This window comes from Pseudomonas sp. BS3782 TE3695 (assembly GCF_050435305.1).
In the GTDB taxonomy this organism is placed as follows: domain Bacteria; phylum Pseudomonadota; class Gammaproteobacteria; order Pseudomonadales; family Pseudomonadaceae; genus Aquipseudomonas.
The window spans coordinates 3,679,389-3,701,219 of sequence record NZ_JBNDKB010000001.1 but is presented as its reverse complement, the minus strand read 5'-3'; the positions used below and the strand labels follow the sequence as shown (position 1 = coordinate 3,701,219).

Below are 21,831 nucleotides of genomic sequence, written 5' to 3'. Positions count from 1 at the left end.
TAATAGCTGTCGGGCCCGATCCCAGCCGGGCTCAACAGCTGCGATGCCAGTCCTGGAAGTGTTGACTATTTTTTCACGCCCTTTATGGATACTGCCTGGGCGGCGGCGCCCGGCGTTCAGGGCGCCCATGTGAAAATAAGTTGTACTTTGATGGGCAAATGCCATGACGGTTGTTCTCGCAGACTTCGCCTCAAGGTTAGAATGCAGGAAATCAGGATGAGTCAATGACCGACCACTCTCTCTCCCAAGCACAATACGACGCCATCACCGATGCCGCTGCGCACTGGTGCATGCGTTTGCATGCCATCGACTGCACAGCCGAAGAGCGTCAGGCGTTCGAGCAATGGCGTGATGCCCATCCTCTGCATGCTTTCGAGTACGAAGCCATGCTGGAAATCTGGGAGGTTGCGGGCGATTTGCCGCGTCCCGAATCTTCCGCGCCGCCTGTTCGCAGCAAACCGACAATGCCCTGGCGCACCTTCGGCATTGCCGCCACCGTCTGCGCCTTGGCGTTGCCGCTGGCGGCCTATACCGGATGGAACCTGGGTTGGCTGCCCAATGCCTATCAGCATTTCGAAGCGAGCGATAATGTTCGTCAGGTCACGCTGAGCGACGGCAGTCAGGTGGAGCTGAATCTGGGCACTGAACTGACGTTCAGCAATTACAAGGATCAGCGTCGTGTCACGCTGAAAAAAGGCGAAGCCTTCTTCAGCGTCAGTCATGATCTGCAGCATCCGTTCATCGTCAGGGCGGCCGACGGAAGGATTCGCGTCACCGGAACCCGATTCAATGTCTGGATGTATGAAGACCAGGTACGCGTGAACCTGATCGAAGGGTCCGTGCTGGTGACCAGCAACGGTGCCCTGCCCGGCGAAGGTTCACCTCTTGAACCTGCCATGCAGGCACGTTATCGACACGGCGACTTCACGCCGCAAATCAGCCAGGTCTCTGCCGATGACCATTCGCTGGCGTGGCGCAGCGGCAAACTGGTGCTCGATGATCTGACGCTGACCGATGCCCTGCCCTTGATCAATCGTTATCTGAACAAGCCAGTCATGATCGCGGATCACAGCACCGGCACGATTCGCCTTGGCGGTATCTACAACATCAAAGAGCTCGACAGCCTGGTGGCCTCATTGCCCAAAGTGCTGCCGGTCTACCTGACCCGCAACAAGGACGGCAATCCGGTCCTCAATTCGATCCCGCAACAAGCCCCAAAAAGCTGAAGGCCGCCACCCTTGCGGGGTGCGGCCTTCGCTTTTGATTCAAACGCTATCGCGACTACTGCGCGGCGATCTTCGCAGCTTTTTCATCCTGCTCGCGAATCGTTTGAGCCTGGTACTGCGGGTCGGAGGTGATCTGCTGTTCGGTGAACGGCAACACACTCAACTGCTTCTTCGAAAAGGCCAGTGTCTGGTCCCGGGAGTACTTCGACGCCGGGTCACTGGACAACGAGAATGCCAATAGGCCCTGAGCCTGCGGCCCCTTGTCATCGAACGTCACCACCTGCAAATAGCTGGTACCACTGACAACTTCGCGTTTGCCGTCGGTTCTCGGCACGCTTTGGATCGCGTTATACACACCCAGCGTGCCCGGCCCGCCATGGATCGGCGTTTGCTGCCCGCCACTGCTGACCACCTGGATATCACCCCAGCGGCTATCGGCTTTCAGGCCAAGGGTCTTTACCTGTTCAACCGAGGCCAGCATCGCCGCCCGAGTCGCTTTGGCGACGTCTGGCCGTTCAATTGCCAGACCACGTGGCGTGTGTTGCGGATCCTTCGGATCGAACGCGACACGCCAGATGCCTGGCAGTTGCTGCAACGACGCCATGACATTCTGAAAATGCACAAAGCCCAGTCCACTGTCCAGATTCACCCGACGATCCCAAGCCTTGAGGCTGGCACACAACGGCGTAAGCGTCGGCGCATCGGTGCCAGGATCCGCGGCGCAAAATTGCAGCAGGTCCGGCATCACCTGAGTCGCCTGATACACCTGGTCGTCCATCACCATGTGTTGCAGATCTGCTGCAGCGACAGTGTTCAAACTCCCCAGGCGTTCCAGTGCGAAGCGCGTGCGCAGCCCCAACGGCTGATTGTCCTGACTGATCAGCGGCGAGAAACCGGTGAGCGGCTGCGCCGGGTTGGCCATCCAGGCCGAATCGTTGGAATGCTGCACAAAGTCTTTGCGCAACAGTTGTGGCAACTTGTCTGCCGCATAAATACCTTCTTGCGCAGCCTGCGGGTCGATGTCCCAGGCACAGGCGCTGTTGGAACCGTCGAGCAGGATCATCTGTAATCCGGCCCGCGGATCGCTGCACTTGGCCAGCTTGTCGGCATTGACGTTCGGCACCACCGACAGGTTCATGTAAAGCGTCTGCCCCTGTTCGTCCACTGCCAGGGTATTGACCCAGGGAATCCCCTGAATCTTGTGCACCGATGCCTGAAAATCCTTGAGGCTGGCGGCACGGTTCATCGCATACCACTGTTGCAAGACCCGGTCGTTGTCCAGATTCGCATCGCGCAGGCTATAGGCGAACTGGTTGTCCCAGTCCAGCTTGCCAGGCCATTGCACAATCGGGCCGAATTGCGAGCTGTAGACCACATGGGAAATCTGCCGGGTCTGGCCATCGGCTTGCTTCACATTCACCGCCAGCGTCTGCTTTTTCATCGGCAAGGACTTGCCATCCAGCAGGTAACGGGTCGGATCCTTGGGATCGAGTTGCAGACGATACAGCGTGAAGTGCTTGGACGAATCCACCGTATGGGTCCACGCCAGGTGCTGGTTAAAACCAATATTGATCATGGGCAGGCCAGGCAACGCGGCGCCCATGACATCCAGTTTGCCGGGAATAGTCAGGTGCATCTGATAAAAACGCATCCCCCCGACCCAAGGAAAGTGCGGATTGGCCAGCAGCATCCCGCGTCCGTTGAACGAGCGCTCGCTGCCGACCGCCACGGCGTTACTGCCGCGATCCAAAGCGAAACGTTGCATGCGCGAAGCCGCCAGCTGGAACGACACCGGTTTGCCTGCCGAATGGGCCACGGTTTTTGGTGGGGTAGCGCCGGCCAAAGCTTCGGCAAACTGACCCACGCCGCCTTCGACCAACAAGCGCCGGGTCAACTTGACCAGATCCTGCGCAGTGATCGCGCGCACCCATTCGCCCTGGCATTGCTGAGGCAAACCCTGGGCCCGGCGCTCGGTCAGCGAGCGGTTGTAACCGGCCACATAACCGTCGATGAGCTCACGGACTTCAGGCGTTTGCGCCTGCCAGAAAGCGCCGACTGCCTGCGGTGTATTCAGCCAGTTGAAAAACACATCGCTGGCCAGGTTCCCGCGCTCTTCGACCGTAAACTGATCCGGGCCGAAATACCGTGAACGCTCGCCATTAACGGTGACGATCTCATTAGCCAGCAAGCACAGATTGTCCTGAGCGTAGGCATAGCCAATGCCATAGCCGAGGCCGCGCTCGTTGTCGGCACGAATATGCGGCACGCCGAAACTGGTTCGACGAATCTCGGCCGTCGCCTGGTCTGGCTGGCTGCGCGCGTTTGCCGCAAGACTCAGCCCCAGCAACACACCCGCAAGGCTCAACCTGGTTAACTGCCTGGAAATAATCACGCTCGCTCCTGATCGAAAAGACGTATGACACGCAATGCGCCTCCCCTTAAAACGAAGCAAACAGCAAAAATTTAAGCCTTTGAGGGCGCCCCCACGCCCGGCTCACGGGCTGCTGACGTACTGGCGACAAAATTTCTACATACGAGTCATTATTATTTGCCTGGCTCGTTCGTCTTATTGATTGAGAGCGCCCATCACATTTTTCATGATCATGCTCTGAAAAGGAGTTTTTGCATGTACAACCCGCAACTACCAACGGACGGTAGCCATGCGCCAAAAGCCAACACCCTGGGCTCCGGCGTTTTCAATCAACCCGCCGAACGCCACGGCAACGAACGGATCAAGTTTCTGCTCAAGAGCTTTGGCCTGCGAACCAGCCTGATTCGCTTGAAAGTCATCGACGCCTTGCTGACGGCCGCGCAAAGCAACCGCAGCCTGGGGGTGCGTGGCGTGCACAGTCACTTGCTGAACCTGGACATTCCCCTGTCCTTTCTCAGTGTCCGTGAAGTATTGAAACGCTTGTGCGGTGAAGGCGTGATCACCCTCAATCCAGACAAAAGCTACAGCCTGCACCCACAGGCTGCCGCCGTCCTGAATAGCGAGTAATCCGGCCAGGGAGCGTCGCTCAAGGCTTGACCTTGCGACGCATCACGCCATTGATCACCACCACGAGCACCGCCACGCCAATGGCGATGTATTGGAACAGCTGCTCTGTAATGATCCCTGCATTTTGCAGCCAGGAAAGGCCGAACATGATCCCCAGTACCACCAGGGAGATCAGAATCGAGTATTTCAAACGTTGCGACTGGGTCATTGCGGGTTCCTGAACCAAAAAAAGTATCCGATTTGTATCCGATTGCATGCCAAGCCCCTACCGTTCTGCGGGGATGTGGGGGCTGCAAACGGGATCTCATGTTACAGCCGATAAAGCGTTTTGACTTCATTGCGGCGATAACCCAACACCGCCGATGCCGTGAGCCGGTTGTTTCAAGAGGTCTACGGCGATATTTACGCTCAGCCGGATGTTTACCTGCCGAACATGATCAGTCAGCACAATGCCGAAGGCCGCTGGCAATCGATACTGGCCATGGATGGCGCGCGGGTGCTCGGGCATGCCGCGCTGTGCCGCGACTTGCCTTCGAATACCGCGGGATTGCATGACGACTTACAGCAAAACGCAAATGCCACGAGAACCCACCGGTACGTCGACGCCCATATCGGCTCCCGCTCAGCCGCTTGAGTGTTTCCTATAAAAGTCAGCGCTTGGCTGCGCGCAAAGCTCCACCAGCCAATCGACAAACACCCTCACCCGTCGAGACAACTGGCGGTGCGGTGGATAGAGCGCCGTCAACGGAAACGCCGGTGGCGGCACTTCTTTTAACACTTCACACAAACGGCCTTCGTCCAGTTGTCGTGCGACGTGATAACACGGGGTCTGGACCAGTCCATAACCCGCTTCGCACGCGGCGAGATATCCATCGGCGCTGTTGACCGAAACCTGTTTGGGCAGATCGATCGGCTGCACTTGACCGTCAACCACAAACTCCAGCCCGTAACGCTTGCTGGTGTTGCTGGAGAAATACTCCACCATCCGGTGGCCGTCGAGATCGGCCAGACACTGAGGCGTCCCGTGCCGTTGCAAGTATTGCGGGCTCGCGCAGGTGACCTGGTCCATCATGACCAGCGGTCTTGCCACCAGTGAATCGTCCAGGGCCGAGCCTCCCCGCAACACGCAATCGACACCTTCGCGGATCAGATCCACAGGCCGGTCATTCAAACCGATTTCCAGTTCGATCAAGGGATACCGGTCAGTAAATTGCGGCAATGCCGGAATCACAATCAAACGTCCCACTCCGGCCGGCATATCCACTCGCAGCAGCCCCTTGGGGTTTTGGCGAGCGGCGGAAAACACGGCTTCGGTCTCCTCCAGATCCGCCAGCAGCCGCACGCAACGCGGGTAATAGGCGGCGCCATCGAGCGTCAGACTGATCTGCCGGGTAGTGCGTTGCAGCAGTTGCACACCCAGATGTGCCTCAAGTTGCTTGATCAGAATGGTCACCGAAGCCCGGGGCAATTGCAGGCTATCCGCCGCTTTGGCAAAGCCGCCCAGTTCGACGATTCGGGTGAACACGCGCATGGCGTGGAAACGGTCCATTGCTTTGACTTACCGGCTGATTATTTAGAAATTACAAACAGTGATAGCAGTTTTAACCGGTTTATCTTGTTTCTGTCGAGGTCAACAATGGGATTCAATTCACAGGGAGCTGATTTCATGCAAACACGTCAACTGGGCAAAAACGGTCCGCAGGTGAGTGCGATAGGTCTGGGCTGCATGGGCATGACCGATTTCTACACCACCGGCGTGGACACCCGCGAAGCCACGGCCACTTTGCACCGTGCGCTGGAACTGGGAATCAACCTGCTCGACACAGCAGACATGTACGGCCCACATACCAATGAAGAGCTGATCGGCAAGGCCATTATCGGCAAGCGTGAGCAGGTGTTTCTGGCCAGCAAGTTCGGCATTGTCCGTGATCCCTCCACCCCTGGTGCACGGGGCGTCAATGGTCGACCGGAATACATTCGCGACGCTATCGACGGCACCCTCAAACGCCTTGGCGTGGAGACCCTCGATTTGTATTACCAGCACCGCATCGATCCGCAAGTGGCCATCGAGGAAACCGTTGGCGCCATGGCAGAACTGGTGAAGGCCGGCAAGGTGCGTTATCTGGGATTGAGCGAAGCATCGGTCACCACGCTGGAGCGAGCGAACAAGGTTCATCCGATCAGCGCACTTCAAAGTGAATACTCGCTATGGAGCCGCGATCAGGAGGAGAACGGCTGTCTGGCGGCTTGCCAGCGTCTGGGTGTTGCTTTTGTACCTTACAGTCCGTTGGGCCGGGGCTTTTTGACCGGTGCGCTAAGAAGTCCGGATGATTTCGCGGCCGACGACTACCGTCGCTTCAGTCCACGTTTTCAAGGGGAAAACTTCGCAAAAAACCTGTTGCTGGTGCAGCAAGTGCAGGCCCTGGCCGCCGACAAGGGTGTGACGGCGGGCCAACTGGCGTTGGCGTGGGTCTTGGCCCAAGGGGATTACCTGATCCCGATTCCAGGCACCAAACAGCGTAAATATCTGGAAGAAAATGTGGCCGCGCTGGACGTGAAGCTGAGCCGCGAAGAGTTGCAGGCCCTGGAAGCGATATTCCCGGCCAATGCCACGGCAGGGCTGCGTTATCCGGAAGAAGTCATGAAGTTGCTTGATCGATAACAGGTGCCCGGCCCGTTCGATGGTTCGAGCGGGCCAGCGCTGCCAAACATCACGCCTTGGCGTTAACGCCTTTGTCAGTCGGGGTCGTGCCATTGCCTTTGCCATAAGTTTGCAGTTGTAGTCAGGAATCAGGCCAACGCCGGAGTACTTCGAAACAATCCCCTGTCTCTTTGTTAGGTAAACGGGTCAAAATGCACTTTTCTGGCCACAACCCGAGACGAGATCCCCATGCGAAACCACCTGCGTCTGGCCGCCCTGAGCGCCCTTTTCATCTCTTCCCTGGCCCAGGCTGCCGAGCTGATTCCCATCGAAGTTCATCGCGATGCCAACTGCGGTTGCTGCAAAAAATGGGTCAGCCATCTGGAAGCCAACGGTTTCAAGGTCGCCGACCATGTTGAAGCCGACATGAGCCAATTCAAGCAACAACACGGCGTACCACCGCGCCTCGCGTCGTGTCACACAGGCCTTATCAACGGTAAATTCGTCGAAGGCCACGTGCCGGCCGATCAAGTACTGGCCTTGAGCAAGCGTGATGATTTGTTGGGGGTTGCCGCACCCGGCATGCCCATGGGCTCGCCCGGCATGGAAACAGACGGCATGAGCGATGCCTATCAAGTGATCGGTTTGAAAAAGGACGGCACTGACGTGGTGGTCGCGGACTACCCCGCCCATTGATGTTCGGCGCCTACATCGGGCTGTTTTTCGCGGCGTTCGGTGCCGCGACACTGCTACCACTGCAATCCGAAGCAGTGCTGGTGGGGTTGTTGCTCAGCAACCAGGATTGGCTCTGGTCGTTGTTGGCAGTTGCAACGCTGGGCAATGTGCTGGGCTCGCTGCTGAACTGGTGGCTGGGGCGCGGCATTGAGCGGTTTCGCGAGCGGCGCTGGTTTCCGGTCAGCCCTCGCCATCTCGAGCAAGCCCAAAAGCACTACCAGCGTTACGGTCATTGGTCGTTGTTACTCAGTTGGGTACCCATCATCGGCGATCCATTGACGCTGGTGGCTGGCGTCATGCGCGAACCGCTGGGGCGTTTCCTGGTGATCGTGACACTCGCCAAGGGCGCCCGCTATGGCATGTTGGCCCTGGCCACGCTGGGGTGGATGGGTTGAATGCTCAGGGCCATGGCGGCGCGGAACCTGTGGGAGCGGGCTTGCTCGCGAAGAGGGAGTGTCAGTCGATATTAATGTTGTCTGGCACACCACCTTCGCGAGCAAGCCCGCTCCCACATGGATTTCGCTCGGCATTGAGGCCATGACCTAATGTTTAATGTCACCCTAATCATGCCGATCCAGCATCAGCGGATTTCCTGTGGAGCTTACCCATGTCGCCCATCCTCTCCCGCTGGTTACCCGGCCTGCTGCTGACAGCGGCTCTGCCCGTTCTCGTTCACGCCCAGAACCAGAACCAGGCCGAAACGCCGGAATACGGCCCGCAACTTCAGGGTTTCGTTTACCCGTACACGGTCAAACACTTCGACTTTGAATCCCAAGGCAAATCCCTGCAGATGGGTTACATGGACGTTGCCGCCCAAGGCAAGGTCAATGGACGCAGCGTGGTGCTGATGCACGGCAAAAACTTCTGCGGCGCGACCTGGGACAGCTCGATCAAGGCGCTGAGCGAGGCCGGTTACCGGGTCATCGCGCCGGACCAGATCGGCTTTTGTACCTCAAGCAAACCGGACCACTATCAATACACTTTCCAGCAACTGGCAGCCAACACCCAGCAACTGCTCAAAACCCTGGGCATCCAGAAGGCCACCCTGCTCGGCCACTCCACCGGCGGCATGCTCGCCACCCGCTATGCGTTGCAATATCCCGATCAAGTCGAACAGTTGGCGCTGGTCAATCCAATCGGCCTGGAAGACTGGAAAGCCCTTGGCGTGCCCTATCTCACGGTTGATCAATGGTATGAGCGCGAGCTGAAAGTCACAGCGCAAGGTATCCACGACTACCAACGCAACACCTATTACGATGGCCGCTGGAAGCCGGAGTTTGATCGTTGGGTGAACATGTACGCGGGCCTGGCCAAAGGGCCAGGCAAAACAGCGGTGGCGTGGAACTCGGCGCTGATCTACGACATGATCTTCACCCAACCGGTGTACTACGAGTTCAAGGACCTGAAAGTGCCGACCCTGCTGCTGATTGGCACCTCCGACACCACGGCCATCAACAAGAACATTGCACCGCCCGAGGTCAAGGCGAAAATCGGTCATTACGACGTACTCGGCAAGCAAGTGGCGAAACTGATTCCCCGGTCGACATTGATTGAATTCCCGGGCCTTGGCCACGCACCGCAGATGGAGGAACCGGCGAAATTCCATCAGGCGTTGCTCGGCTGGCTGAACCAAACCAATCCCGTTCGTTGATGAGGCAAGACTGATGGCGGTGCAGATTGCAGTGATCGATGACTGGCAGGACGTGGCTCGCGACGTGGTGGACTGGTCGGTGCTGGACAGCATCGGCCAAGTGAGTTTTATCCATGACTACCCGGCCGACAACGAAACCCTGGCCGAACGCCTCGGTGCATTCGAGGTGATCTGCGTGATGCGCGAGCGCACCCGGTTCGACGAAGACCTGCTGCGCCGCTTGCCCGCACTCAAACTGCTGGTTACCGGCGGCATGCGCAACGCTGCCCTGGACCTGAAAGCCGCCGCGGCGCTGGGCGTTCAGGTGTGCGGCACCGACAGCTACAAACATGCCGCCCCCGAACTGACCTGGGCACTGATCATGGCCGCCACCCGCAATCTGGTGGCCGAAGCCAATGCCTTGCGCGCCGGTCAGTGGCAACAAGGGTTGGGCGGCGATCTGCAGGGCAAGACCTTGGCAATTCTCGGGCTCGGCAGCATTGGTCAACGGGTAGCCCGGTTCGGGCAGGTGTTCGGTATGCGGGTGATTGCCTGGAGCGAGAACCTGACCGCCGAACGGGCTGCCGAGGTCGATGTCACCTATGTCAGCAAACAGGAACTGTTCGAGCAGGCCGATGTGTTGTCGGTCCATCTGGTGCTCAGCGAGCGCAGCCGAGGGCTGGTGGACGCTCAGGCACTGGACTGGATGAAACCCACGGCATGGTTGGTCAACACTGCCCGCGGGGCGATTGTCGATGAGTCGGCGCTGATCAAGGCTCTGCAAAAAAAACGCCTGGCGGGCGCGGCGCTGGATGTGTTCGAGCACGAACCGTTGCCCCGCCATCATCCTTTCAGAACGCTGGACAATGTGCTGGCCACGCCGCATGTCGGGTACGTCAGCCGGCAGAATTACCAGGTGTTCTTTTCGCAGATGATTGAGGACATACAGGCCTGGACGGCGGGGGAGCCGATTCGGATTCTGAGCTGAGACCGCGTTATCGTTCATCGCGGGCAAGCCCGCTCCCACATTTTGAAATGCATTCCCCTGTGGGAGCGGGCTTGCTCGCGAAAAGGCCCTCAACCTCACCACATCCCCCAGGGATCCAGCGCACCGCAATAGTGCAACCCACGTCCTGTCACGCCCGATTACCGTGACTTCCTGGTCCCGATTTGTCCCGCACCAGAAAATAAACCTGCACTTCGTCGGTGCGCCTCCCCGCAAAGCTCTATGCCTGCACCCTCTTTTGACCGATTGTCGAACAATTCCACCCGTTGCCCGCCCCTGCTCTAAGTTCTGGCCTAGACTCCTTTTCGCGGAGTAAAACCGGCTGGTCATTCGGTGAAAATAATCGAAACTTTTGGTGTTGGCCTCGTGTCAGGTTAAAGGTAGGGCCACAGCGACTGGTGCATTCCTTGCAACAGCCACTTCACCCCATTCTGCTTCAGCGCATGGGCAGCACTTGCTCACCGATGCGTAGCGCGTTTGCGCCCGGCCACAGGATTTGGCCACGAATACCGTTTGTGCCAGGCCTAGAATTAGATCAACAACACGGGAGATTCATATGATTAGTGCGGCTTTAGATATCCAGGGAGAACGTGCTCATCAGCAGGTCGGGGAAACGAGCACCGTCGGTGTCCTCAGCGCCAAATCGGTCAACATGCCGATCCCCAAGACACTGGCACCGGTAGTCAGCCAGAATCCCAATAAAAAGAAAGTCCTGTTCGTTACCTCAGAAATTGCCGATCTGGTGAAGACCGGAGGTCTTGGTGACGTTTCCGCCGCACTGCCGCGGGCCATGGCGCATCTGCACGATGTCCGTGTGCTGATTCCCGGTTATCCGCAAGTGATGAATAGCGAAAACCCGATTCATATTATCGGTGAACTGGGCGGGCATGCCGCGTTGCCGCCCTGCAAGATCGGGCGCATGGACATGCCCGATGGCCTGGTCATTTACGTGTTGATCTGCCCTGAATTGTACGAGCGCGAAGGTTCACCATACGGCGCCAACAACGGCCGCGACTGGCCGGACAACCATATCCGTTTCGCCCGACTCGGCCTCGCCGCAGCCGATATCGCCGCCAACCTCGCCCAGATTCACTGGTGCCCGGATCTGGTGCACGCCCATGACTGGCCAGCAGGCCTGGCGCCAGCCTATATGCACTGGCGTGGTCAACGCACCCCGACTCTTTTCACCATTCACAACCTGGCGTACCAGGGTGTCATCAGCCTCGGCTCGTGCCCGGAACTTGGTATCCCCATGCATGCCTTGCAACAGGAAGGCATGGAGTTCTACGGCAAGATGTCGTTCCTCAAGGCCGGCATGGCCTATTCGAGCCACATCACCACCGTCAGCGCGACCTATGCCCAGGAAATTACCACGCCGGCCTTCGGCTGCGGTCTCGACGGCTTTCTCGCCGCCAAGACCCAGCAAGGCTTGCTCAGCGGGATTCCCAATGGCATCGATGAAAGCTGGGATGCAGCGACCGATCCGCACCTGTTCCACCCGTTCGGCATCGGCGACTGGGAAGGTAAAGCGATCAACGCGGCGCATGTTCGCCGGTTGTTCGACCTCGAAGACTCTGAAGGTCCGCTGTTCGCCGTGGTCTCGCGGCTGGTTTACCAGAAAGGCCTGGACCTGACTGAAGCGGTGGCTGAATACATTGTCGCCAATGGCGGGCAGATCGCGATCATCGGCCGTGGCGAACCGGAAGAAGAACAAGCCATGCGTGAACTGGCGTTGCGCTTCCCCGGGCAAATCGGCGTGCACATCGGTTTCAATGAAACCGACGCCCGCCGCATGTTCGCCGGCAGTGACTTCCTGCTGATGCCTTCGCGCTATGAACCCTGCGGCCTGAGCCAGATGTACGCCCAGCGCTTCGGTTCATTGCCGGTGGCCCGCAATACCGGCGGCCTGGCCGACACCATTGAAAACGGCGTGACCGGTTTCCTCTTCGACGAATCCACGGTGGACAGTTATCGCGAAGCCCTGAGCCGCGCGTTCAAGGTGTTCGCCTTCCCCGGCCTGCTCAACGCGATGCGGTGCCGAGCCATGGCTGCGCCGTTCAACTGGTGCAAGGCAGTCGAACCCTACGCCGAACTCTACGAACGACTGGTGGCTAAAGCGCTGGGAAAATCGGGCAAACAGTAAGAGGCTTTCAACGATGCCGTTACGGACCCTTGAGACCTGGCCCCACGGCGCAATCATGCTGGACGCAGAACACACGCGTTTTGCCTTGTGGGCGCCAGATGCGTTTTTCGTCAGTCTCGAACTGGAAGATGGACAATCCCTGCCGTTATTGCCTCAGGCCGATGGCTGGTTTGTGATCAAGACCCGCTGCCCCGCGGGTACCCGCTACCGCTACAACATCGATGGTGAGCTGGAAGTGCCGGACCCGGCCTCCCGCGCCCAGGCGGGCGATATCGACAGCCACAGCGTGGTGGTCGATCCCCTCGCCTATCGGTGGCAACACAGCGCCTGGCAGGGTCGACCGTGGAATGAGGCGGTGATCTACGAACTGCACGTCGGTGCACTCGGCGGTTTCAGCGAGGTTGAGCAACATCTGGCGCGTCTGGCCGAGTTGGGTATTACCGCCATCGAACTGATGCCACTGGCGCAGTTTCCCGGCGAACGTAACTGGGGCTATGACGGGGTTTTGCTTTACGCGCCACAAGCCTCCTACGGCTCGCCCGAACAACTCAAACACCTGATCGACACGGCCCACGGCCATGGCCTGGCGGTGGTTCTCGACGTGGTCTACAACCATTTCGGCCCCGACGGCAATTACCTGCATCGCTACGCCAAAGGCTTTTTCCGCGAAGACAAACACACCCCGTGGGGTGCGGCGATCGACTTCCGGCGGCGCGAAGTGCGCGACTTCTTCATCGACAACGCGCTGATGTGGTTGCTGGAATACCGCTTTGATGGCCTGCGCCTGGACGCGGTGCACGCCATCGAAGACCCGGATTTTCTTCAGGAGCTGGCGCAACGGGTGCGGCGGCAAACCGATCCGGCGCGACACGTGTGGCTGATGGCGGAAAACGAACACAATCAGGCCAGTCTGCTGGAGCAAGGTTTCGACGCGCAATGGAACGACGACGGCCATAACGCACTGCACGTTCTGCTCACGGGCGAAACCGATGCCTATTACGCCGACTATGCCGAACAGCCCACCGAACAGCTCGCCCGCTGCCTGAGCCAGGGTTTCGTGTTTCAGGGCCATATCACCCGCCACGGTACGCCGCGCGGTGAGCCAAGCGGTCACTTGCCACCCACGGCCTTCGTGCTGTTCCTGCAGAATCACGACCAGATCGGCAATCGCGCCTTTGGCGAGCGCCTGCATCAGTTGGCCCATCCTGATGCCCTTTACGCCGCCACCGCGTTGCTGCTGTTGTCGCCGATGATCCCGCTGATGTTCATGGGCGACGAATTTGCCGCCGAACAACCGTTCCTGTTCTTCACCAGCCACCACGGTGAACTGGCGGAGTTAGTGCGCGAAGGGCGACGCAATGAATTCGCGGCGTTCAGTGCTTTTGCCGATCCGCACAAACGCGAGCAGATCCCCGACCCGAACGCGACGCAGACCTTCGAAGCTTCACGGCCGAAACTGAGCGCCAGCCGCCAATCGCCGGTCTATGAGCTGTATCGCCAACTGCTGAAAATCCGCCACCAACACATCATCCCGCACCTGCCCGGCGCCCAGGCGCTGGGTGCGCAGGTATTGGCCGAGGGCGCAGTGACGGCGCGCTGGCGGCTGGGCGATGGCAGTCAGTTGCGCATTGACCTGAACCTCAGCGCTGTGCCCGTGGTCCACACCCCACAGGCCGACTCGACATTGCTGTTCGAACACCCGCCACAATCAGCCGGTCTGTTGAATCAGGGCACACTTGCCCCGTATTGCGCGCTAGTCAGCCTCACGGCCGCAGCCCCTTTGCTACCCCCGGATGGAGAGCGCCCATGAGCAATGCGCAACTGGAAATACTGGCCAGCCGAGCAGGCTTGGCCGTCGATTGGATCGATGCCAATGGCCGTCCACAGAAAGTGGCTCCGGCGGTGTTGCGTTCGGTGCTCAGTGGGCTTGGCCACCCCGCCAGCACGGCCCAGGAGATCGACGCCAGCCTGCTGCAATTGCAAGAAGTGCAACAAACCCGGCACCTGCCACCGCTGCTGACGTGCGACGTGGGTGCTGGCCTTGATCTGTCCCGCTACTTCGAACCGCAAACCCCGTGTGAAATCCATCTCGAAGACGGCTCACGGATCAACTTGAAGCTCGATGACAACGCGGTATTGCCCGGGCTGGTGCCCGTGGGTTATCAGCACGTCAGCATCGACGATCAATCCTTCACCCTGGCGGTAGCCCCCCTGCGCTGCTATAGCGTCGGCGATGCCGTTGGCAGTCAAAACCCGCGCGCCTGGGGCCTGAGCGTGCAGTTGTATTCGCTGCGCCGTCCCGGCGATGGCGGTTTCGGCGATACCCAGGCCCTCGAAGATCTGGCCCGGGTGGCCGGCGAACGAGGCGCCGAAGCGTTGGCGATCAGTCCGCTGCACGCGATGTTCAGCGGCGACACCCAGCGTTACAGCCCTTACTCGCCCTCCAGCCGTTTGTTCCTCAATAGCCTGTACGCGGCGCCCGGTACGATTCTCGGTGAGCGTGCCCTGCGCACCGCGATCGACGCCACCGGCCTTGCCGCTGAGCTCAAGCACCTGGAAGCATTGCCGCTGATCGACTGGCCCACCGCCGCCGAAGCCAAGCACCGTTTGCTCGAAGCCTTGTACGAAGGCTTCACCCACGGCGAACACCCTCTGCACCCGGATTTCAGCAGCTTCCGCCATGCCGGTGGCGAAGCACTGGAAAATCACTGCCGCTTCGAAGCGATTCAGGAAATCCGTGCGCGACGCGGTGAAAGCCTCGACTGGCGTGAGTGGCCCGAACAATGGCGTGACCCGCGCAGCACCGCTCTGGCGCATTTTGCCGAAGAAAATTCAACCCGCATCGGCTACTACGCGTTCTGCCAATGGATGATCGCACGCTGCCTGGAACGCGCCCAGACCGCCGGCCGCAGCGCCGGCATGGGCATCGGCCTGATCGCGGACCTGGCGGTGGGCGCCGACGGCGGCGGCAGCCAGGCCTGGAGTCGTCAAGACGAATTGCTCGCCTCACTGACCGTGGGTGCGCCGCCGGATATCCTCAACCGTTCCGGCCAGGGCTGGGGCATTTCCGCGTTTTCCCCCGAAGGTCTGGTGCGCAACGGCTTTCGCGCGTTCATCGAAATGCTGCGGGCCAACTTCGCCCATGCCGGCGGCCTGCGCATCGATCACGTCATGGGCCTGCAACGATTGTGGGTGATCCCCAATGACGCGCCACCCAGCGACGGGGCCTACCTTTATTATCCGGTGGATGACTTGCTGCGCCTGCTGACCCTCGAATCCCATCGACATCAGGCCATCGTGCTCGGCGAAGACCTCGGCACCGTGCCCGAGGGGTTGCGCGAAAAACTCATCGCGCGCTCGATTCTCGGCATGCGCGTGCTGCTGTTCGAACAGGACAATACTCACTTCAAGCCGATTCTCGACTGGCCGGACAACGCCCTGGCAACCACCAGCACCCATGACCTGCCGACGCTCAATGGCTGGTGGCATGGCCGCGATATCGACTGGAGCGCGCGCTTGAATCTGGTCGACGCCCCGGGGGAAATCGAATGGCGCCAACACCGTGAGCGCGAGCGCGAAGGCTTGCGTCGGGTGCTGAGCGAGGACCCGCAGAATTTCCGCGAAGAGTCCCACGAAACCGATCAGGTGCTCGACGCCGCCATCCGCTTCCTTGGTCATACCCGCGCGCCGCTGGTCTTGCTGCCAATGGAAGATGCCTTGGGTATCGAACAGCAGGCCAACCTGCCCGGTACCACCGACACCCATCCCAACTGGTCGCGCAGGTTGCCTGGCGACAGCGAGACCCTGCTCGATGATCCGGACGCCGCCCGACGCCTGGAACTGCTCGCCTGTGCGCGACTTCAGGCGGCCGAGCGTGACCAATGAATCATTCGCTCACCCCACCGCCGCGAGCAACCTTGCGGCTGCAATTTCATAAAGGTTTCACCCTGGATCAGGCGGTGCCGCTGGTGCCGTACTTTGCCAGCCTGGGCATCAGCCATGTCTATGCCTCGCCGCTGCTCGCCGCCCGCGCGGGGTCCATGCATGGCTATGACGTGGTGGACCCGACCAGGGTCAACCCTGAGCTGGGTGGCGAAGCTGCGTTGCGCCGTTTAGTTGCTGCATTGCGTGCACAAAACATGGGGCTGATCCTCGACATCGTCTCCAATCACATGGCCGTCGGCGGTGGCGATAACCCCTGGTGGCTCGACTTGCTGGAATGGGGGCGACTGAGCCCTTACGGCGAGTTCTTCGACATTCAATGGCACTCGCCCGACCCGTTGATGGAAGGCCAATTGCTGCTGCCTTTCTTGGGCAGTGATTACGGCATCGCCTTGCAGGACGGCACTCTACCCTTGCGTTTCGATGCCCGGCACGGCGGCTTTTATGTCGAACACTACGAACATCACTTCCCGATTTCCCCGTCAGACTATGGCGAGCTGCTCAAGGCCGATGATCACTTGAATGCCGAGCAGGCCGAACAGCTCAAATCCCTGGCAGACCGCTTCAGTACCTTGAGCTACCAGACTGATGCGTACAACCTGGCGATTGCGCTGAAAAACGAACTGCACGAACTCGCCAGCGATCCGGCCATTCTTCACGCCATCGAGCACACACTCGGCACCTATGACTCGCTCACTCCCCAGGGTTTCGAGCGCCTGCATAACCTGCTGGAGCGCCAGAGTTATCGTCTGGCCAGTTGGCGCACTGCGGCGGACGACATCAACTGGCGGCGCTTTTTCGATATCAATGAACTGGGCGGTTTGCGCGTTGAACGTCCGGCGGTGTTCGAGGCGACCCATGCAAAAATCTTCGAGCTGGTGGCCGAAGGTCTTGTCGACGGGTTGCGCATCGATCACATCGATGGCCTCGCCGACCCGCGTGGTTACTGCCGCAAACTGCGGCGCAGAATTGATCGCCTGGCACCGGATCGGCACCTGCCGATCTACGTCGAAAAGATTCTCGGCCAGGGCGAAACCCTGCGCCGTGACTGGTCCGTCGATGGCAGCACCGGTTACGAATTCATGAACCAGTTGTCGTTGCTGCAACACCACCCCGAAGGCGCCCGGACCTTGGGTGAGCTCTGGAGCCGGCACAGCGAACGGCCCGCCGATTTCCGTCAGGAAGCGCAACTGGCGCGCCAGCAGATTCTCAACGGCTCCCTGGCCGGAGATTTCGAAAGTGTCGCCCACGCCCTGTTGCAAGTAGCCCGGGACGACTTGATGACCCGGGACCTGACCCTCGGCGCGATTCGTCGGGCCCTGCAGGAACTGATCGTACACTTCCCGGTGTATCGCACTTACATCAGCCCGTTGGGCCGCGCGGCCCAAGACGAAACGTTTTTCCAGCAAGCCATGGACGGTGCCCGGCAAACCCTGGGCGAGGCTGATTGGCCCGTGCTCGATTGCCTGGCCGGCTGGCTTGGTGGGCAACCCTGGCGCAAGCACCCGCCGGGCCGCTCACGCAAACTGCTGAAGCATGCCTGTGTGCGTTTCCAGCAACTGACTTCCCCGGCGGCAGCCAAAGCGGTGGAAGACACTGCGCTTTATCGTTCGGCCGTGCTGCTGTCGCGCAACGATGTCGGCTACAACACCGAGCAGTTCAGTGCCCCGGTGGCCGACTTCCATGCTGCCTGCGTCAATCGCCTGGCCGAGTTCCCCGATAACCTGCTGGCCACCGCGACCCACGACCACAAACGCGGCGAAGACACCCGCGCGCGGCTGGCGGTGTTGAGCGAGCGCAGCACTTGGTACGCCGACCAGGTCGAGCACTGGCGAACCCTGGCCGATGAACTGCGCATTGAACCCGGCGCGCCTTCGGCCGGTGACGAGCTGATTCTGTATCAAGTGATCCTCGGCAGTTGGCCGCTGAAGCTGCGCAGCAATGATCAGGCGGCACTTGAGGACTACGCCAGACGCCTCTGGCAGTGGCAACAGAAAGCCCTGCGCGAAGCCAAGTTGCAAAGCAACTGGAGCGCGCCAAACGAGGGATATGAACAGGCCACCCATGGGTTTCTCGAACGCCTGCTGCTCAGCCCCGAAGGCGAACGACTGCGCGCGGCCATCGGTGCGGCGGCGCAGAGCATCGCCGCACCGGGGGCATTGAATGGCTTGGCGCAAACCTTGCTGCGAATGACCGTGCCAGGGGTACCGGATCTCTATCAGGGCAACGAGTTCTGGGATTTCACACTGGTCGATCCGGACAACCGCCGGCCGGTGGATTACGGCAGTCGTCAGCAGGCCATGCACTTACGGTTGGACCTGCCCGATCTGTTGGCGAACTGGCGTGACGGGCGCATCAAGCAAACCCTGATCGCCCGGACGTTACATCGACGTGCCGAGCATGCCGGACTGTTTCAAAAAGGGACGTATCAAGCCCTGGAAGTCCTCGGCAGCCAGGCTCACCGGGTACTGGCATTTGTTCGCGAATGGCAGGGAAAGCGGGCTATCGTGATAGTACCGATACGCTGTGCCGAGCTGCTGGAAAACAGTGCCGAACCACAGGTTGAAGCGCCACTGTGGAGCGATACACGGGTCAAATTACCGTTTGCGACGCCTGAAGAAAATCTGAAGGGACTTTTTGCGAGCGTCGTAGTCACAAAACACAGGGAACTGATGGTCAGTGCCGCGCTGGGGGATTTCCCGGTCAATCTCTTTATCCAAACTACCCAAGCTTGAGTTCAGTTCAGGAGCATTGCGATGAGTACCGACGATAAACGCATCCGCGAATTTGCCTATCAAATCTGGGAATCCGAAGGCAAACCCGAAGGCCAGGAAGAGCGCCATTGGGAGATGGCCCGCAAACTGGCCGACGCCGAAGCCCAAGCCAAAGCGCTGGCGCCCGGCAAGTCAGCGAAAACGACTGGCAGCAAAAGCGTCGGCGCCAAGTCCTCGGCCGGCAAGCCCGATGGCAAGCTCAATGCCAAAGGCGTCGAACCCAAAACCAGGGCCAAAGCCAAACCCTCTGCTTCGACAGTGACCCCGCTTGGCGAAAAAAACGTCGAGAAAAAGCCACGCGCTGCACGCAAACCGCCAACGACCTGACGCGTTTATCGCCTCACCTCGCTTGATTTGTGGCGTGTCCCTCGCCACCGAGGGCGCGCTCGCCCTCGAAAAAAACCAGAGCCACGGTTCATCGCAGTCGAGTGCCGTCACCCCATGCAGGAGCAACTATGAGCAGTCCAAAGAAAACCGCGCCCGAACCTCGTGCCGAGACCTCGCGAATCCGTGAAGGCTTGCCCTTCCCGCTAGGCGCGACCTGGGATGGCCTGGGGGTCAATTTCGCGCTGTTTTCGGCTCACGCGACCAAGGTCGAACTGTGCATCTTCGACGATTCCGGCGAGGTGGAACTGGAGCGTATCGAGTTACCGGAATACACCGACGAGATCTACCACGGCTACCTGCCTGACGCCCACCCGGGGTTGATCTACGGCTATCGGGTGTACGGTCCTTACGACCCGGCCAATGGTCATCGTTTCAACCCCAACAAGCTGCTGATCGATCCCTATGCCAAGCAATTGGTCGGCCGATTGAAGTGGTCCGAAGCATTGTTCGGCTACACCATCGGCCACCCTGACGCTGACCTCAGTTTCGATGAACGGGACAGCGCGCCCTTCGTGCCCAAATGCAAAGTGATCGACCCGGCGCACACTTGGGGCCATGACCATCGGGTCAGCGTGCCGTGGGACAAAACGATCATTTATGAAACACACGTCCGCGGTTTCAGCATGCGTCACCCCGCCGTCCCCGAAAACTTGCGCGGCACCTTCGCCGGGTTGATGGTCGATGACGTGCTCGAACACATCCGCAAGCTCGGCGTGTCGAGCGTGGAACTGCTGCCGATACATGCCTTCGTCAATGACCAGCATCTGCTGCACAAAGGCATGACCAATTACTGGGGTTACAACAGCATTGCGTTCTTTGCCCCGGACCCACGCTACCTGGCCAGCGGCAAGATCGCCGAGTTCAAGGAAATGGTCGCGCACCTGCACGAAGCCAATCTGGAAGTGATCCTCGACGTGGTCTACAACCACACCGCCGAGGGCAACGAACAAGGCCCGACCCTGTCGATGCGCGGCATCGACAACGCCTCTTACTACCGCTTGATGCCCGACGACAAGCGCTACTACATCAACGATTCGGGGACCGGCAATACCCTGGACCTGAGCCACCCGTGCGTGCTGCAAATGGTCACCGATTCTCTGCGTTACTGGGCCACGGAAATGCATGTGGACGGTTTCCGTTTCGACCTGGCGACCATTCTTGGCCGTTATCACGACGGTTTCGACGAGCGTCACAGCTTTCTTGTGGCCTGCCGACAAGACCCGGTGCTGCGCCAGGTGAAGATGATTTCCGAACCCTGGGACTGTGGCCCCGGCGGTTATCAAGTCGGGAATTTCCCGCCGGGCTGGGTCGAATGGAATGACAAATTCCGCGACACCGTGCGTGGGTTCTGGAAAGGCGACGACGGCCAACTCGCCGACTTCGCCAGCCGCATGACCGCCTCCGGCGAGATGTTCAACCAGCGTGGACGCCGGCCGTATGCGTCGCTTAACTTCATCACCGCCCATGACGGTTTCACACTCAACGATCTGGTGTCGTACAACGACAAGCACAACGAAGCCAACGACGAAAACAATGAGGACGGCAGCAACAACAACCTGTCCTGGAACCACGGGGTCGAAGGCCCCACCGACGATCCCGAGATCAATGCGCTGCGCCAGCGGCAGATGCGCAACTTCTTCGCCACGTTGCTGCTGTCCCAAGGCACGCCAATGCTGGTGGCCGGCGATGAGTTCGCGCGCACCCAGAATGGTAATAACAATGCCTATTGCCAGGACAGCGAGATCGGCTGGGTCAATTGGGACCTGAGCGAAGACGGCAAGGCTCTGCTCAAGTTCGTCAAACGCCTGATCAAATTGCGCCTGGCCTATCCGATTCTGCGTCGCGGACGCTTTCTGGTGGGCAACTACAACGAAGACATCGGCGTCAAGGACGTGACCTGGCTGGCCCCGGACGGCAGCGAAATGTCCACCGAACAATGGGAAGAAGGCCACGGTCGTTGCCTGGGTATGTTGCTCGATGGCCGCGCCCAGGAAACCGGCATTCGTCGCAAGGGCGCCGACGCGACCCTGCTGCTGGTGGTCAACGCCCACCATGACGTCGTCAATTTCCTGCTCCCGGAAGTGCCCGACGGCGCTTTCTGGACCTGCATGATCGATACCAATCAACCCTCGATTCGTGGCCAGGAACGCTTTGAGTTCGGTCACGAATATTCAGTCACCGGCCGCTCGTTGCTGCTGTTCGAATTGCAGCGCGAAGAAGAAGAGTGAACATCCTGTAGGAGCTGACGAGTGGAACGAGGCTGCGATCTTTTCGACATCAACGCAGAAGCAAAATCAATAGATCGCAGCCTCGTTCCACTCGTCAGCTCCTACACGGATTGTGATTATT

General features: G+C 59.6%; 17 protein-coding genes. 14 read left to right on the top strand and 3 right to left on the bottom strand.

The window, feature by feature from the left end; translation table 11 throughout:
- The first annotated feature begins 224 nt into the window (after positions 1 to 224).
- The gene (locus ABH909_RS16720) at positions 225 to 1,226 is read left to right on the top strand and encodes a FecR family protein (RefSeq protein ID WP_429435110.1); all 1,002 of its coding nucleotides are present in this window, start codon (positions 225 to 227) and stop codon (positions 1,224 to 1,226) included.
- Between the two features lie 55 nt (positions 1,227 to 1,281).
- On the opposite strand, the gene ABH909_RS16715 is transcribed toward ABH909_RS16720, so the two are convergent.
- Complete coding sequence (locus ABH909_RS16715; RefSeq protein ID WP_429435108.1) at positions 1,282 to 3,618, bottom strand: acylase; 2,337 nt, start codon at positions 3,616 to 3,618, stop codon at positions 1,282 to 1,284.
- Positions 3,619 to 3,852: 234 nt separating this feature from the next.
- Between ABH909_RS16715 and ABH909_RS16710 the strand changes: the two genes are divergently transcribed.
- Positions 3,853 to 4,224 (top strand): fe2+ zn2+ uptake regulation protein, encoded by a 372-nt coding sequence (locus ABH909_RS16710; RefSeq protein ID WP_429435105.1) that lies wholly within the window; start codon positions 3,853 to 3,855, stop codon positions 4,222 to 4,224.
- A gap of 19 nt (positions 4,225 to 4,243) precedes the next feature.
- On the opposite strand, the gene ABH909_RS16705 is transcribed toward ABH909_RS16710, so the two are convergent.
- Complete coding sequence (locus tag ABH909_RS16705; protein ID WP_007901365.1) at positions 4,244 to 4,432, bottom strand: hypothetical protein; 189 nt, start codon at positions 4,430 to 4,432, stop codon at positions 4,244 to 4,246.
- A gap of 159 nt (positions 4,433 to 4,591) precedes the next feature.
- Here ABH909_RS16705 and ABH909_RS16700 point away from each other — a divergent pair, with 159 nt between their 5' ends.
- Positions 4,592 to 4,858 carry a hypothetical protein gene (locus ABH909_RS16700; protein ID WP_429435102.1) on the top strand — a complete coding sequence of 89 codons (267 nt, stop codon included), beginning with the start codon at positions 4,592 to 4,594 and terminating at the stop codon, positions 4,856 to 4,858.
- Here the strand turns inward: ABH909_RS16700 and ABH909_RS16695 are convergent.
- Positions 4,847 to 5,773 carry a LysR family transcriptional regulator gene (locus ABH909_RS16695; RefSeq protein WP_429435099.1) on the bottom strand — a complete coding sequence of 309 codons (927 nt, stop codon included), beginning with the start codon at positions 5,771 to 5,773 and terminating at the stop codon, positions 4,847 to 4,849. The two genes, ABH909_RS16700 and ABH909_RS16695, sit on opposite strands and share 12 nt — an antisense overlap.
- 117 nt (positions 5,774 to 5,890) lie before the next feature.
- On the opposite strand from ABH909_RS16695, the gene ABH909_RS16690 reads away from it, so the two are divergent.
- The 11 genes from ABH909_RS16690 (at position 5,891) to glgX (ending at position 21,710) form a co-directional block, all read left to right on the top strand.
- Positions 5,891 to 6,886 (top strand): aldo/keto reductase, encoded by a 996-nt coding sequence (locus ABH909_RS16690; RefSeq protein WP_429435097.1) that lies wholly within the window; start codon positions 5,891 to 5,893, stop codon positions 6,884 to 6,886.
- Positions 6,887 to 7,114: 228 nt separating this feature from the next.
- Positions 7,115 to 7,561: a DUF411 domain-containing protein gene (locus ABH909_RS16685; RefSeq protein ID WP_429435095.1), complete on the top strand. Its 447-nt coding sequence runs from the start codon at positions 7,115 to 7,117 to the stop codon at positions 7,559 to 7,561.
- Positions 7,561 to 7,995, top strand: a complete 435-nt coding sequence (locus ABH909_RS16680) for a YqaA family protein (RefSeq protein WP_429435093.1) — start codon at positions 7,561 to 7,563, stop codon at positions 7,993 to 7,995. The genes ABH909_RS16685 and ABH909_RS16680 overlap by 1 nt, the downstream gene beginning before the upstream one ends.
- 212 nt (positions 7,996 to 8,207) lie before the next feature.
- A complete protein-coding gene (locus ABH909_RS16675; protein ID WP_429435090.1) occupies positions 8,208 to 9,251 on the top strand; it encodes an alpha/beta fold hydrolase in 1,044 nt (347 codons plus the stop codon).
- A 13-nt stretch (positions 9,252 to 9,264) separates the two neighbouring features.
- Positions 9,265 to 10,218 carry a D-2-hydroxyacid dehydrogenase family protein gene (locus ABH909_RS16670; protein WP_429435088.1) on the top strand — a complete coding sequence of 318 codons (954 nt, stop codon included), beginning with the start codon at positions 9,265 to 9,267 and terminating at the stop codon, positions 10,216 to 10,218.
- A 574-nt stretch (positions 10,219 to 10,792) separates the two neighbouring features.
- Positions 10,793 to 12,379, top strand: a complete 1,587-nt coding sequence (glgA, locus tag ABH909_RS16665) for a glycogen synthase GlgA (protein ID WP_429435086.1) — start codon at positions 10,793 to 10,795, stop codon at positions 12,377 to 12,379.
- A gap of 13 nt (positions 12,380 to 12,392) precedes the next feature.
- Positions 12,393 to 14,189 carry a malto-oligosyltrehalose trehalohydrolase gene (treZ, locus tag ABH909_RS16660; protein WP_429435083.1) on the top strand — a complete coding sequence of 599 codons (1,797 nt, stop codon included), beginning with the start codon at positions 12,393 to 12,395 and terminating at the stop codon, positions 14,187 to 14,189.
- Complete coding sequence (gene malQ, locus ABH909_RS16655; protein ID WP_429435080.1) at positions 14,186 to 16,264, top strand: 4-alpha-glucanotransferase; 2,079 nt, start codon at positions 14,186 to 14,188, stop codon at positions 16,262 to 16,264. The genes treZ and malQ overlap by 4 nt, the downstream gene beginning before the upstream one ends.
- On the top strand, positions 16,261 to 19,056 hold the full coding sequence (locus ABH909_RS16650) for a malto-oligosyltrehalose synthase (protein WP_429435079.1): 2,796 nt from the start codon (positions 16,261 to 16,263) through the stop codon (positions 19,054 to 19,056). Before malQ ends, ABH909_RS16650 begins: the two co-directional genes overlap by 4 nt.
- A 21-nt stretch (positions 19,057 to 19,077) precedes the next feature.
- Positions 19,078 to 19,422, top strand: a complete 345-nt coding sequence (locus ABH909_RS16645; protein WP_429435076.1) for a DUF2934 domain-containing protein — start codon at positions 19,078 to 19,080, stop codon at positions 19,420 to 19,422.
- Positions 19,423 to 19,550: 128 nt separating this feature from the next.
- Positions 19,551 to 21,710 carry a glycogen debranching protein GlgX gene (glgX, locus tag ABH909_RS16640; protein ID WP_429435073.1) on the top strand — a complete coding sequence of 720 codons (2,160 nt, stop codon included), beginning with the start codon at positions 19,551 to 19,553 and terminating at the stop codon, positions 21,708 to 21,710.
- Positions 21,711 to 21,831: the final 121 nt, after the last annotated feature.